We start from the raw sequence: 13,271 nt of genomic DNA on the forward strand, positions 1-13,271 counted from the left end.
CAGCCCGCTCGGCGATCGTCGTCGGCACACCACCACGAAAGGAAAGCCGATGAGCCAGACGGCCGACGTCCCGCACGGACTCCCCATGGACCGCGACGCGGGGCCCTTCGACCCGCCGAGCGCGCTCACCCGGCTTCGCGACGCCCGCCCGGTCAGCCCGCTGGTGTTCCCCGACGGCCACGAGGGCTGGCTCGTCAGCGGCTACGAAGAAGTCCGGCAGATGATGGCCGACACGCGGTTCAGCTCCCGCCTGGACCTCGACGTCATCCACGTGCCGTACGAGACGGGGATGCCCGCCGCCACCGAGCCGTCCCCGCCGATGCCGGGCATGTTCATCGCCATGGACCCGCCGGACCACAGCCGGCTGCGCCGCAGGCTCACCGGCGCCTTCACCGTCAAGCGGATGAAGCAGCTGGAGGAGCACATCGCCGACGTCGTCGAGCGGCAGCTGGACCACCTGGCGCGGCTGGCCCCGCCGGTCGACCTGGTCAAGGAGTTCGCGCTCCCGGTGCCCTCGCTGGTGATCTGCGAGCTGCTCGGCGTGCCCTACTCGGATCGGGACACCTTCCAGGCGAACTCGGCCCAGTTCATGCTCCGGGAGCAGACGCTCGAGGAGAAGATGGGCGCGTACGTCGCGCTGAACACGTACCTGTCCGAACTGGTCACGAGCAAGCGCGCCGAACCCGGCGAGGACATCCTGTCCGACCTCGCCCGCCACGACGACCTCACCGTCGAAGAGCTGGCCGGCGCGGCGTTCCTGCTGCTGCTCGCCGGCCACGAGACGACGGCCAACATGCTGTCACTGGGCACGTTCGCGCTGCTGCAGCACCCCGAGCAGTGGGCCGAACTGCGCGCCGACGCGGAACTCCTGCCCGGCGCGGTGGAAGAACTGCTGCGCTACCTGTCGGTGGCCGACATCTTCTTCCGCTACGCCACGGAGGACCTCGAGCTCGGCGGCGAAACGATCACCAAGGGCTCGACGGTCGTCGTCTCGCTGCTGGCGGCCAACCACGACCCCCGGCGCTTCGAAAACCCGGACACGCTCGACATCCACCGCAACGCCCGCGGCCTCCTATCCTTCGGCCACGGCGTCCACCAGTGCCTCGGCCAGCAACTGGCCCGCATCGAGATGCGCGCCGGCTTCGAAGGCCTGCTGCGCCGCTTCCCCGCCCTGGCGCTGGCTGTCCCGGCCGGGGAGGTGAAGCTGCGCACGGACATGAACATCTACGGCGTCCACGAGCTGCCGGTCACGTGGCCGGAACCGGCCCGGTGAACCCGGGGATGCGGCGCATCGGGGGTCACGCCGGGCGCCAGTTCAGCGCATCGCGGCGGATCGCCTGCGTCAGGTCGAGCTGCTCGCGCAGCAGCCGCTTGTGGTGATCGAGCCGGGCCATCATGGCGGCGATCGCTTGCTGGGTCCCGAGGTCGGGGAGCGGCACCGGCAGCTTGCGCAGTGCGGCGAGCGAGATCGTCTTCATCCCCGTGCTCCCGGTCGAATGGGTGCTGAGCCAGTCGCGCGCCTCCGCACCCCGCAGGTGGGCCGCGAAGTAGTCGGCGTCCAGCCCGTCGGTGGGCCGGAGGATGAAACAGCCCGTACCGCACACCCAGCCGTCCTGCTCCTCGCGAACCACCGCGCAACGGCCCAGCTCGCCACGGCGTGCCAGCACGACGTCGCCTCGGCGGAGCCGGAAGCGGTCCAGCCTGCGGGCGTGGTCTTCGGTGATCTGCCGGATTCCCGTGGCGTCGAATCCGTCGTCCGTCAGGTCCTTGGGCATGACCACGGGAACGCCCGGCGCTTCCAGGTAGTCCTCGGCGCGGATGTGGCTGCCGGAAGGGCCGGCGACGAGCAGATCCGCCGCGATGGTGCCGAGCGTCTGGCGTGGAAGGGTGGTCTCGTTGCGGGTCAGCCGTTCGTACCTGGCCAAGCTTTCCGCCAGCTCTGCGCTGGAGAACGCCGTTTCTCGCACGTGGTGCTCGAGCGCTTCGAGTGCGCGGGTGAGGTCCGGTGCCGCCGCGGGTCGTTCTCGCTCGACGTTGACGTACAGCCTGGGGTCGAGACTTCCGTCGTTCTCGAGGATCTCCTCGTGCTTCACCGAGCGGGAAAAGCCCGCCTCGTCGGAATCCGTTCCGGGGGACCTCAGCCACTCCCGCAGCCGGTCGGCGATGCGGTCCACGTCGTCCGCGGTCAGGATGCGTGGCCGGCGCGGCGCCTGCCTGCCCAGCCGACCGCCGTCGACGAAGAGGACGGAGTCCGTCCCGCCGGGTGGCAGGTGGTGTGCCTTGTCGCGGGCGAGCACCCAGACGTGCACGGGGACGGCGGTGTCCGCGAAGAGGTTCGGCGGCAAGGCGATGACAGCGAGCACCACCCCACCGTTTTCCCCGATCATCTTCCGCCTGATGTCCGCTTCGCCACCGCCGGACCAGGCGGCGGCCGGCGGCATGATCATCGCGGCGATGCCACCCGGGCTCAACCGGTTCACCGCGAACTGGAGCCAGGCGAAGTTCGCATTGGACGCCGGTGGCGTGCCGAAACGCCAGCGCGCGGGGTCGATCTTTGCGACGTTCTCGATGCGCCGGTTGAACGGCGGGTTGCTGATCACCACGTCGACCTCGGGGGTGTCGTGGCGGTTGAACAGCGATACCGGGTCCGAGCCGCGGACGACGGGCCGATCGACTCCGTGGACGGCCAAGTTCGCCATCGCCAGGTCCGCATTGGCGTGATCGGTCGTGTACGCCTCGACGAAAGCTCCGTCGACGCGGCTGTGCTCCGCGATCCGCGCCACCGCGGCGGCGAGCAGACCACCGGACCCGCAGGCCGGATCGAGAACGCGGTCTCCGGGCCGGGGCGCCGTCAGGCCGACCAGCACGCGCGCTACCGCGGGCGGCACCGGGAACTCGCCCGCGGTGACGGTGCTCTCCTGAAGGTGACGATCGAGCAGCAGCGCGGCGACGTCCGCCGCCCCCACCTCCGCCGGGGTGGGCCGCTGCACCAGCGCGAGGAGAAAAGCGGCTGTCCACGGCACGTCGTCCGGCTGTTCGTAACGGTTCATGAACTCGAACGCGCGCACGTCCGGCAGCGGGAAGCCGGGCTGCCGGGCGGCGCTCGACAGGGCCGCACGCAGCCCCATCACCGGCGAGATCCGGTTCTCCGCCTCGGTGACCGCCCGCTTCCACTGCTTGACGAAGTCGTCCGCCGAATCCAGCCTCGGCTCGACGAACCGGGCGAGGACCAGCAGTGCGAACATCGAAGCCAGATCGCCGGCCGAGTCCCGGCCCCGCTGGTAGGGCGCATACGCTCGCCAAAGCCGATCGGCGACGTCCGCAGCGCGGGTCTCCGTCATCTTCACTCCCCTGAGTCTCCTGGTTCCGGCCGGCCCGCTAGAGCCGGCTGATGAGGTACGCCAACGCGGCCACGAGCATCAGCAAGCACAGCCGCAACGTCGTGCCATTGCTCTGCATCGCATTGCCGAGCAGCTCGAAGAACGCCTTCATGTGATCTCCCCCTGCCTTCGCCTGGCTTATGCGCAGTGCCAGTGCGCTAAATTTCGGCACCCCTCCGAAGTGAGCCATGCGATCCCAGACTTGCTGGAGGAGGGCGTCTTGCAGGTAATTTAGCAGTGTTGGACCAGGTCGAGTGGTCGTCCGGGGAGAGTGTCCCGCCGTACGCGCGCTGTGCGCAGTAACGCTGCGCAAATCATCAGAGCCGATAATCGCTGGCTCCGATCTCGCGCCTACGAGCGACGGGGGTAGAGCAAACCCTGCGCTCACCCCACGCGCTATGGCGCAGATCACATCCCGGAAGCGGTAGTCAGGGACCCCGGCTCCGGTCTTCGCCTCACCGCAGGAAGTCGAGCACCGCGTCCCGCCCCGCGTGGCCGCGCTCGCGGTTCTGGATCGAATGCGACTCGCCCGGCACGATCACCAACCGGCCGCGCGGGGCGCGGGCCGCTTCCTCGCGCGCCCACTCCAGCGGCGTCGACAGGTCCCGGTCACCGTTGAGCAACAGCACCGGGACATCCGGCAGCCGCGAAGACGGGTTCGACGCCGGGCGTTCCGCCGGCCAGGGGAGGCAGCTCTGGATGAACCCCTGCTGCGTCGCCACGCCGGTCGTGTACGGCCAGGTCGCCGACTCCGGGAGCGTGCGCGCGGCCAGCGACAGCAGCGGACGGCGGAGCGCGAGCGGGCTCGCCGCGGTGCCCCACGGGAAACGTCCGTCCGCGCACAGCGTCGCCGCGTGGAGGCCGGCGCTGAACGCCGCCGGGTCGTCGCCGCCGGACTTGTACGCCTCCAGAAGACCGTCGAGGCGAGCCGGGGCGCCGCCGCGGGCTTCGTGGAGGGCGCCGATGATGTCGCCCGCCGCCGGGTTGCGGTACGTCGGGTCGGCGAATTCGTACGACACCACCGTGTCGAAGATCCGTACCCCGTCCGCCGTGCCGCGGTGGCGGACCACCCACGCCAAGTCCTCGGCCGGGTCGAAACCGCAGGCCGGCGCCACCACGCACGCCGCGCGCAGCACGCGCGCCTCCGCCGTCAGCCCCGTCAGGTACAGCGAAGCCGACGCCGTCGTGTGGTGCGGCAGCACCGAATCGAGGATCACCTTGCTGACGTGATCGGGGTGCGCGATCGCGTACCGAGCCGCCGTGAAGGAGCCGTACGAGACGCCGTCGACGACCAGCTTCGGCACGCCCAGCGCCTGCCGGAGCTGGTCGAAGTCCGCCACGCTCTGGTCGGTCGAATACAGCGGTGCCGTGTCGCCGAGGATGCGCGCGCACTCCCGCACCGCGCCGGCCGACGGGGTCGCGATGTCCGAACTGCCCATCTCCGCCTGCAGGCCGGGACACCGCAACGCCCCCGACGGCCCGGTGCCGCGCTGGTCGAGCATGACGATCCGGTAGTCCCGGGCGACTTCGGGCAGCCGCTGCTCGGCGATCCGCGTGATGGTGCCGACGCCGCCCTGCCCGGGGCCACCGGTGAGGAACAGCAGGACGCCCTTGGGCGCGTTCGCGTTGTCCGCGGTCGCCACGGGCAGGGCGAGCGTGCCCGGCACGCGGCCGGTGTGGTCGAGCGGGACGGTCAGGGTCGAGCACGTGAAGCCCGGCTGTCCGGGACACGGGTGCGGATCCGCCAGCGCCGGTCGTCCCCCAGGACGCGCGTCGGCCACGGCCACCCGCCGAGTGCGGTGGTCAGCGCCAGGACCAGCCCGGCGGTCAGCATCTTCGAGCGCATGGAGTGCATCATGCGCACACCGGCGCGGAACCCGCATACCCCCGAAAGGGCGGCCGTCACGGCCAGAGGCGCTCGCGGACCCAGCCGTCGCCGGCCTTCCGGTACCGCAGCCGCACGTGCCGCCGGTCGTGACTGGCCTGCCAGAACTCGGCTTCGTCCGGGGCCACGAGGTACCGCGTCCACGTTTCCGGGGCCACGTCCGGGTTCTCCTCGACCCAGCGCTCCGCTTCCGCGGCCGCCGCATCCAGGTCCGCCGGATCGTGCAGCACCTGGGACTGGTGCCCGATGAACGCCTCGACGCGGGACGCCGGCGGCCGGGCGAGGAAGTCCGCCGCCGACACCTCGGGGGCGGCGGGGGAGACCGGACCGCGCACCCGGACCTGCCGGCCGCGGCCGGGCCAGAAGAACGTCAACGCGGCGCGCGGGTCCTTGTGCAGCTGCCGCCCCTTGGGGCTTTCCGCACTGGTCGCGACGGCCCAGCCGCCCGCGCCGACGTCCTTGAGGATGACCACGCGCGCGTCGGGCGCGCCGTCGGCATCCACTGTGGACAACGTGACGGCGTGCGGCGCCAGGACGTGCTCGCCGGCTTCGGTCAGCCACTCGAGGAACAACGCCTGCGGGTCCGGGGGTGCCGTTTCCGGCGTGAACACGGGGAGTTCCTCGGGGAACGACGGCCAGCCGCGCAACTGCACCATGTCAGTAACCGTACGGACCCTGCTGGGGTGCGTGCCCCGGCGGTGGGTAGACCGGCGGCTGCGGACCGGCCGGACCGACGTACGGCGGGGGCGGCACCTGCGGCGCCGGCGCGGGCATCGGGTGCTGCGGTTGCTGCTGCGCCTGCTGCCACTGGAGCTGCTGGTAGACCTCGGCGGGCTGCGGGAAGCAGTACGTCAGCTTGGCGTTGACCGAACCCTGCATCGCCGCGCCCCAGAGCTTGCCGCCGACGAACGCGTACAGCTGCCCGGCGGAGAGGTCCACCGCGACCATCCGCGTCTCGCCGCCGAACTGGTTGCCCGACTTCGCCGACGCGGCCTGTGCGGCGTCCGGGTACACCCGGCCGCCGACGAGCCCGGCGATCACGACCGACCCCGCCGTCCAGCCCATGGTGCCGGTCAGGTTCGCGCGGGCGTGCTGCGTCGCGCGGCCGGTGAAGTCGTACAGCGCCGCGGCGCTGACCTCCGGGACGGCGGCGGCGATCACGCAGTAGTTCATCGTCGTGAGCAGGACCTGCTCGGTGAACAGCCCGACGACGGCCGTGGCGGGCCCGATCTGCACGGAGTTCAGCCGGCCACCGGCCCGCTGGATGCGGTCGGCCATCGCGCCGAGGTACTGCTCGGGGGTGAGCACGCGGACATCGTCGCACGCCCGGTGGTCAAGGCGACGTCAGCCAGCGGTTTTCACACATGCTTCGTGGTTGACTGTCCGCGCTATGCGACGACTCGTACTTCTCGCGCCCGCCGTGGCCCTGCTGGCCGGCTGCAGCGCCACCATCGTGACCGGCACCGCGACGCCCAGCCCGCCCTCGGCGTCCACCGCGGCGGGCACCGGCAGCCTGCCCCCGGACCCCCAGCCGGGCGCGACGGAGGACTGCCCGTACCTCGGCAGCGAAGTCGTGGCCGAGGCGAACGGCCAGCACGTGTCGAAGGTGCGCGTCTCCGCCGACCAGCCGCACCCGGCGTGCTTCTTCTATCGCCCGGACGGGAAGGTCCAGCTCACCGTCCGGGTGTACGTCGGGGACGCGAAAACGGCGACGGCGCTGGTCAACAAGGCGGCGCCGGTCGACTCGTCCAACCCGGCGAGCGACCCTTCCGGCTGGAAGGGGGGCTATTTGTCGACCGATGACGGCGCCGTGTACGCGGTGGCGAAGGGGCCGGCGGCGGTCATCGCGTCGACCAACCAGAAGCAAAGCGTCAAGGCACGCACAGTGGTCAAGAAGGCTATCGCTGCCCTGAAGCTCTAGGTAGCGACCTCCACACGGGTGAGTGATGTTGATCTTGTATTACCCTGTGCGTCACGCGCAGGCTTCGTGGACTCGCGCACCGCAGCCACCGGGGATCCCCACCCCGGGGCGGGGCACCAACTCTGCAACGACAAAGGACAAGATTCGTGGCTGACACCCTCAAGGAAATCCTGCTCGACTCCGGCCGTCGCCCGGCTGTCGTCTCCGACTTCGAGACCCTCGTCGACGCCGAGGTCTCCGACAAGGGCGGCGTCTCGGGTGCCGTCGTGAAGACCGGCTTCGCCGCGGTCAAGAAGATCAAGCCGGGCATCATCCCCTCGGCCGTCGACACGCTGCTGCCGGACTTCGCCTCCGCGCTCGAGCCGTTCTACGGCGACTACCGCGCCAAGGGCGGCAACGACTTCGGCGCCTACCTGTCCAGCCGCTCGGACGAGGCTTCCGACGCGCTGCTGAGCGTCACCGACTCGCGCGCGGAGAAGAGCAGCCGCGACAGCATCAAGAAGGTCTACGGCAAGCTGCGCCCGAACGGCAAGAAGAACGTCGAAGAGGCGCTGCCGCGTCTCGGCCAGCTGATCGACAAGCACGCCGCTGCCGTCTGATCAGCCTGAAACACCGCAAGACTGAAGAGGCCCCCGGCTGCACCCCCGGGGGCCTCTTCGCGTCTTGTTCAGTTCTTCTTTTCGGCCGGCGCCGCGGACGGCGCCTTGCCGTTCGCCTGCGCGGTCGGCTTCGCCGGTTCGGCGGGCTTCGGCGCGGGCGGGGTGGCCTTCGGCGGCGCCGGGGCGACCGGCGGCTCCTGCTTCGACCGCAGTGCGTAGGCGGCGCCCGCGCCGACCACGACCAGGCCCAGCAGCCACGGCCACTTGCGCCGGCTGCGGGTGCCCTTGGCGGCCGACTTGGCCTCGGACAGAGCGGCGTAGAAGTCCTTCTTCGCCGCCTTGAAGTCCTTCTTGCCGCGGCGCTTCGACTCGCCGGCCGCCTTCGCGGCCTTGATGGCGGCCTTCTTCGCCTTGCGACCCGGCTTGCGCAGCTCGGACAGGCGCGCGAGCGCCTCCTGGCGAGCGGCCTTCGAGCTCTTCTTGAGCTCCTTGCGGGTCAGTTCCGTCTTCTTCGCGAGCTTCTTCTGCGCGCGCCGCCCCTGCTTGACACCCTCGGTGACGAGTTTGTCGGCGGTCTCGACGGCCTGGGCTGTCGCCCGGGACATGGGCTTCACCTCATCATTCGTTTTGACACTGCACTGTTACCCGTAACCTATCGTGCCCCTTTTCTGCGCCGCCCGCCGCAGATGGCACGATGAAGTACGTGAAAGCTACGCTGCACACCAACCAAGGTGACATCCACCTGACCCTGCTCCCCGACCACGCGCCGAAGACGGTCGCGAACTTCGTCGGGCTGGCGGAAGGCACCAAGGAGTACACCCAGCCCAACGCGGCGGGGACGAACTCCGGCCCGTTCTACGACGGGTCGATCTTCCACCGGGTCATCGACGGCTTCATGCTGCAGGGCGGCGACCCGACCGGCACCGGCCGCGGCGGCCCCGGCTACAAGTTCGGCGACGAATTCCACCCGGAGCTGCAGTTCAGCAAGCCGTACCTGCTGGCGATGGCCAACGCGGGGCCCGGCACGAACGGCTCGCAGTTCTTCATCACCGTCGCGCCGACCACGCACCTGAACTTCCGGCACACGATCTTCGGCGAGGTGGCCGACCAGGAGTCGCGCAACGTCGTCGACGCGATCGCGCGGACGTCGACCGGCCCGGCGGACCGCCCGCTGACCGACGTCGTCATCGAGAAGGTCACGATCGACCACGAAGGCTGAGCGGACCGGGTTTCGGTAGGTTGGTTGCATCGTGAACCAACCGCCGAACCCCGCCGCCGAACAAGCCGCGCTCCCCGGGTGCTGGTGGCACCCGAACCGCCCGACCGGACTGAGCTGTTCCCGGTGCGGGCGTCCGGCGTGCCCGGACTGCCTCCGCGAAGCCCCCGTCGGCTTCCAGTGCACCGACTGCGTGCACGCCGGCGGCCAGGAGCAGCGCCGTCAGCACCGCGGCTACCAGGAATCCGGCTTCGGCCAGCGCACCGTCTTCGGCGCGCGGCTGTCCCAGTCGGTGCTCGTCACCCAGGTCATCCTCGCGGTGAACGTCCTGGTCTTCCTGCTCACGGTCGTCCAGGCGGGCAGCCTGACCGACAACGAGCTGGCACCGGCCTTCCAGTACGGCGCTCTCTACGGCGATGCGACCCTCGGCCACGGCGAGTGGTGGCGCATCCTGACCAACGGGTTCCTGCACTACGGACCCATCCACATCGCGGTCAACATGTTCTCGCTGTGGATGATGGGCCGCTCGCTGGAGCAGGTCACCGGCCGTGGCCGGTACCTCGCCCTCTACTTCGTCTCCATGCTCGGCGCCTCGGCGTCGGTGCTGCTGTTCGGCGACCCTGCCGGGTACCCCGGCACGGCGGGCGCCTCCGGCGCGCTGTTCGGCCTCATGGGCGCCTACGCGGTCACCGTGGTCAAGCTGCGGCTCAACCCCACCGGCCTGATCATCACGCTCGCGCTGAACGCCTTCATCACCTTCGGCATCCCGGGCATCTCGATCTTCGGGCACATCGGTGGCCTGGTGACCGGGGCACTGGTCACCATCGCGCTGCTCTACGCCCCGGAGATCGGCCAGGCGCGCTGGCAGGCGATCGGCATCGCGATCATCACCGTCGCGATCATCGGCCTGATCGTCTACCGGGGCTCGCAGTTCGCGCCCGAGACCTGCCAGTTCGTCCAGTTCCCGTTCGGCCGGTACTACGTCTGCGGTTAGCTCCGCAGCGTGCTGAGGACGTCCAGGACGTCCCGGGGATCCTCGCCGAGGTCGAGCCACCCGAAGACGTACAGCTCGTCTTCGTGCTCGATCTCGAGCGTGACGCCGTCGCGGCCGAGTCGTCTGGTGGTGCGCAGCCGCGTGCGCGTCTGCGCCCACGGCAGCCGGTGCGTGCCGCCCAGCGTCCGGGCCACCAGGCCCTCGGTGTCGGCGGCCAGCCGGGGCCGGACGATCGTGGCGTGGGCGGCGAACGCGCCGGCGGCGACAGCCGCGAGGGCGAACAGCACCAGGCCGCCGCGGTCGCCGGTCAGCGCGTCGGTGACCACGCCGGCCAGCAGCAACGCGGTGACCGCCCAGGCCGATACCACAACGGCCTGACGAGGCGCCCAGGAGGTGGGGTAGTTATCCACAGGGGTTATCCACACTGGGGATGAGTCACAGCGCTGTAATTCGCCGTCAAGCCGCTGATCGGAGTAACAATCAACGCCAGCGCATCGTCATGAGGAGACCCGCGATCATCAGCGCGAACCCGCCGGCGAAGTTCCAGTTGCCGAGGTCGGCCATCCAGGAGATCTTGTCCCCGGCGATGTAGTTGACCAGCAGCCACACCAGGCCGAGCAGCATCAGCCCGAACATGGGGATCTTCCAGGCCAGGCCGGTCGGGCCGGCGGCCCGCACCTTCACCGGCGTGCGCCGGTCGGCAGGCGGGGTGTATGCGGTCTTCTTGCGGACCTTGGACTTGGGCATCGTGTGTTCCTCGCGGTGCTCTTCGGGCTCGTCTGGTGGCGATGTCCCGCTGAGGGTGCGCAACCGGCGCCACGTGCACACGTTAACGTAAACGACCGCAGGAAAGCAGCGGCCAGGAGTGGTCGGATTTCCCGGACCGTGACAAGGGCGTCACCCAGGGTTCGACGCGGGTTGAGAGGAGCTTGCGTGGCTACGCGCGAAGGACCGGACGACGACCGGCGCAGACACCCCGGACAGCCCATGCCCCCGCGCGAGCCCGTGCCGCCGCGCCAGCCACCGTCGCCGGGGCGTCCCGCCACGCCCCCGCGTGGCCAGGTGCCACCCCGGCCGCCCCAGCGCGGCGCTCAGGGCCGGCCGCCCCGGCCTCCGCAGGGCCGGCCGCCCCGCCGCTACACCGGCCCGACCCCGCCGCCCGGCGCGAACGAGGAGACGGTCATCTTCGCCCCGGTCGGGAAGGGCGGTACGGCGACCGAGGAGAAGCCCGCCCCGGCGGCGCTCGGCAAGGGTGGTGTCGCGATCCGGACGGCCGGCGAGATCCTCATCACGCTGGGCCTGGTCGTGCTGCTGTTCATGGTCTACGAGCTGTACGTGACCGACCTCTTCTCGGCGGGCAAGCAGTCCGAGGCGAGTGACCAGCTCGACGGCGAGTGGGCGCACGACCGCACGCTGCACCCCGAGCTGATCGACGGCAAGGCGTTCGCCCGCATCCACATCCCCAGCTTCGGCGTCGACTACAACTTCACCATCCAGGAGGGCACGGACGACGCGGCCCTCGAAGTCGGCCCCGGGCACTACAAGGGCACGTCGCTGCCCGGCGAGCCCGGCAACTTCGCGGTGGCCGGCCACCGCGTCGGCAAGGGTGCCCCGTTCAACGACCTGGACAACCTCTCCTCTTGTGACCAGATCGTGATCGAGACCTCCAGCGACTTCTACATCTACAAGGTCCTGCCCTACGACGACGAGATGAAGGACTGGGCCGCCGGCAAGGGCACCGATCCGAAGTGCAAGGGCGTTTCCACCCTGCGTGACCAGAACGCCGAGGACGGCGGCGCCTACAGCGAGACCTTCGGCCGCAAGGTCGTGCTGCCCAGCCAGGGCACCGCGGTGAACCCGGTCCCGTACAAGGGCGCCGAGGTGCTCCCGAAGGCCCAGCAGGCCGCGCTGCTCACGCTCACCACCTGCCACCCGCAGTTCTCCGCCAAGGAGCGGCTCATCATCACCTCGGTGCTGACCCAGCAGGTGCCGAAGAACCAGGTCAAGGACTACGGCGACCTGCTCTCGAAGATCGGGGAGGCCTGATGTACGCCTGGATCTGGCGGAAGCTCCCCGGTCCGTTCGCGGCGAAGCTGACGATCGCCGTCGTGCTGGCGCTCGGCGTGGTCGCGCTGCTGATGTTCGTGGTGTTCCCGTGGCTGGAGCCGCGGCTGTGGTTCAACGAGGTCGCCGTCAACTGAGCCGGAACCCGCCGGGCGGGTGGTCCGTTGCCCTTCCGGGAGAGGGGCCGCCGTGAAAACACGTCAGAAGGACCGGTCCAACCGGCCGCCGGAAGACCCGTGGAACGAGGTCGGGCCGTGGCTGTGGATGGGCGGGCATTTCCGCGCGGGTGCGGAGCCGGTCGTCGTGCGGCGCGAGTTCGAGCTCGTGCTGAGCCTTTATGAGCGCGAGGGCCACGGGCCGCCGCCGGACATCGAACACCACTTCGCCGAAATGCCGGACGGGCCGCTGACCGAGGCCCAGCTCGCCGACGTCGAGCGGTTCGCCGGGCTGGCGGCCGAGGCGGTCCGCGCGGGCCGGCGGACGCTGGTGCGCTGCCACGCCGGGCTCAACCGGTCCGGCCTCGTCGTCGCGCAGACGCTCGTCGAACTCGGGCTCGGCGTGCCGGCCGCGATCGAGCGGGTCCGGCAACGGCGCTCACCGTGGGCGTTGCACAACCAGCTCTTCGTGCAGTACCTCGAGGCCGGGCTGCCGACCGCGCGCCTGCTCGCCGGCCTGGACGCTTGAGCCCACGGCGTCCGGACGTGGGAAACGAGCCTCCGGCGCACGCGGGCGACGCCGGTGCGCCGGAGGTGCGGGCTAGCAGTCCCGCAGTTCCGGGCTCTGGTTGAGCAGCTGGCCGCGCGGCGAGACGAACGCGCGGTAGCGGTCACCATCCATTTCGGACTTCTTGAAGACCGCCACCCGGTGGCAGTTCTGGAAGGCCAGCTTGACGCCGAAGTGCCGCTCGAGGCCGCCGCGGATCGCGTCCGAGGCCAGTGCGCGCAGCAGCTGCCCGCGGGCGGCCTCGCTCGGCGGCGGCGTCTCGTTGTCGGCGAAGCCGTCGGCCGCGCCCTCGGCGTCGGCGATGACGCCGGTGATGACCTCCCAGGCGTACGGCAGGGATTCCTTGACGCAGGTGACGAACTCGGCGTCGGTGACCTCCCCGCGCTCGGCCTTCTCCAGCAACGCGGGTGACACGTCCAGGGACATCGAACCTCCAGTTTGAGCAGGGCCACCCTCTTGGCTACCGGCCGGGTGGCCGCGCCACAAGAG

17 protein-coding genes are annotated in these 13,271 nt (G+C 70.5%); 8 read left to right on the top strand and 9 right to left on the bottom strand.

All coding sequences use genetic code 11. From position 1 onward, the window contains the following. The first annotated feature begins 49 nt into the window (after positions 1-49). The gene (locus AB0F52_RS07280) at positions 50-1,273 is read left to right on the top strand and encodes a cytochrome P450 (RefSeq protein WP_360165626.1); all 1,224 of its coding nucleotides are present in this window, start codon (positions 50-52) and stop codon (positions 1,271-1,273) included. Between the two features lie 25 nt (positions 1,274-1,298). On the opposite strand, the gene AB0F52_RS07285 is transcribed toward AB0F52_RS07280, so the two are convergent. From AB0F52_RS07285 to AB0F52_RS07305, 5 genes are all read right to left on the bottom strand, one after another. Further along, positions 1,299-3,341, bottom strand: a complete 2,043-nt coding sequence (locus AB0F52_RS07285) for an N-6 DNA methylase (RefSeq protein ID WP_360165629.1) — start codon at positions 3,339-3,341, stop codon at positions 1,299-1,301. A 494-nt stretch (positions 3,342-3,835) separates the two neighbouring features. Further along, on the bottom strand, positions 3,836-5,047 hold the full coding sequence (locus AB0F52_RS07290; protein ID WP_360165632.1) for an alpha/beta fold hydrolase: 1,212 nt from the start codon (positions 5,045-5,047) through the stop codon (positions 3,836-3,838). A gap of 26 nt (positions 5,048-5,073) precedes the next feature. After that, positions 5,074-5,226 carry a hypothetical protein gene (locus tag AB0F52_RS07295; RefSeq protein ID WP_360165635.1) on the bottom strand — a complete coding sequence of 51 codons (153 nt, stop codon included), beginning with the start codon at positions 5,224-5,226 and terminating at the stop codon, positions 5,074-5,076. 56 nt (positions 5,227-5,282) lie between these two features. Then, positions 5,283-5,921 carry a pyridoxal 5'-phosphate synthase gene (locus AB0F52_RS07300; RefSeq protein ID WP_360165638.1) on the bottom strand — a complete coding sequence of 213 codons (639 nt, stop codon included), beginning with the start codon at positions 5,919-5,921 and terminating at the stop codon, positions 5,283-5,285. 1 nt (position 5,922) lies between these two features. Then, positions 5,923-6,573: a hypothetical protein gene (locus tag AB0F52_RS07305; RefSeq protein WP_360165641.1), complete on the bottom strand. Its 651-nt coding sequence runs from the start codon at positions 6,571-6,573 to the stop codon at positions 5,923-5,925. An 82-nt stretch (positions 6,574-6,655) separates the two neighbouring features. On the opposite strand from AB0F52_RS07305, the gene AB0F52_RS07310 reads away from it, so the two are divergent. Both AB0F52_RS07310 and AB0F52_RS07315 read left to right on the top strand, forming a co-directional pair. Then, the gene (locus AB0F52_RS07310) at positions 6,656-7,186 is read left to right on the top strand and encodes a DUF2020 domain-containing protein (protein WP_360165644.1); all 531 of its coding nucleotides are present in this window, start codon (positions 6,656-6,658) and stop codon (positions 7,184-7,186) included. A 146-nt stretch (positions 7,187-7,332) separates the two neighbouring features. Next, positions 7,333-7,785, top strand: a complete 453-nt coding sequence (locus AB0F52_RS07315; RefSeq protein WP_103338176.1) for a hypothetical protein — start codon at positions 7,333-7,335, stop codon at positions 7,783-7,785. Between the two features lie 68 nt (positions 7,786-7,853). On the opposite strand, the gene AB0F52_RS07320 is transcribed toward AB0F52_RS07315, so the two are convergent. Beyond that, complete coding sequence (locus AB0F52_RS07320) at positions 7,854-8,390, bottom strand: hypothetical protein (protein ID WP_013221986.1); 537 nt, start codon at positions 8,388-8,390, stop codon at positions 7,854-7,856. A gap of 89 nt (positions 8,391-8,479) precedes the next feature. Between AB0F52_RS07320 and AB0F52_RS07325 the strand changes: the two genes are divergently transcribed. Continuing rightward, positions 8,480-9,004, top strand: a complete 525-nt coding sequence (locus tag AB0F52_RS07325) for a peptidylprolyl isomerase (RefSeq protein WP_360165648.1) — start codon at positions 8,480-8,482, stop codon at positions 9,002-9,004. Positions 9,005-9,035: 31 nt separating this feature from the next. Then, positions 9,036-9,995, top strand: coding sequence for a rhomboid family intramembrane serine protease (locus tag AB0F52_RS07330; protein ID WP_360165651.1), 960 nt, complete (start codon positions 9,036-9,038; stop codon positions 9,993-9,995). Here AB0F52_RS07330 and AB0F52_RS07335 read toward each other — a convergent pair. Both AB0F52_RS07335 and crgA read right to left on the bottom strand, forming a co-directional pair. Next, positions 9,992-10,405 carry a PH domain-containing protein gene (locus AB0F52_RS07335; RefSeq protein ID WP_034284820.1) on the bottom strand — a complete coding sequence of 138 codons (414 nt, stop codon included), beginning with the start codon at positions 10,403-10,405 and terminating at the stop codon, positions 9,992-9,994. The two genes, AB0F52_RS07330 and AB0F52_RS07335, sit on opposite strands and share 4 nt — an antisense overlap. Before the next feature lie 70 nt (positions 10,406-10,475). Further along, complete coding sequence (crgA, locus tag AB0F52_RS07340; RefSeq protein ID WP_043787021.1) at positions 10,476-10,742, bottom strand: cell division protein CrgA; 267 nt, start codon at positions 10,740-10,742, stop codon at positions 10,476-10,478. Positions 10,743-10,982: 240 nt separating this feature from the next. Between crgA and AB0F52_RS07345 the strand changes: the two genes are divergently transcribed. From AB0F52_RS07345 to AB0F52_RS07355, 3 genes are read left to right on the top strand one after another with little or no spacing between them, the layout of a single operon-like run. Further along, positions 10,983-12,041, top strand: coding sequence for a class E sortase (locus AB0F52_RS07345; protein ID WP_360166609.1), 1,059 nt, complete (start codon positions 10,983-10,985; stop codon positions 12,039-12,041). Further along, positions 12,041-12,196, top strand: a complete 156-nt coding sequence (locus tag AB0F52_RS07350) for a hypothetical protein (protein WP_003079060.1) — start codon at positions 12,041-12,043, stop codon at positions 12,194-12,196. Before AB0F52_RS07345 ends, AB0F52_RS07350 begins: the two co-directional genes overlap by 1 nt. Positions 12,197-12,248: 52 nt before the next feature. After that, positions 12,249-12,743 carry a protein phosphatase gene (locus AB0F52_RS07355; RefSeq protein WP_360165656.1) on the top strand — a complete coding sequence of 165 codons (495 nt, stop codon included), beginning with the start codon at positions 12,249-12,251 and terminating at the stop codon, positions 12,741-12,743. A gap of 72 nt (positions 12,744-12,815) precedes the next feature. On the opposite strand, the gene AB0F52_RS07360 is transcribed toward AB0F52_RS07355, so the two are convergent. Continuing rightward, positions 12,816-13,208, bottom strand: coding sequence for an SCO5389 family protein (locus AB0F52_RS07360; protein ID WP_086853105.1), 393 nt, complete (start codon positions 13,206-13,208; stop codon positions 12,816-12,818). Between the last annotated feature and the right edge of the window lie 63 nt (positions 13,209-13,271).

The sequence above is a fragment of the Amycolatopsis sp. NPDC024027 genome, assembly GCF_040638975.1.
Classification (GTDB): domain Bacteria; phylum Actinomycetota; class Actinomycetes; order Mycobacteriales; family Pseudonocardiaceae; genus Amycolatopsis.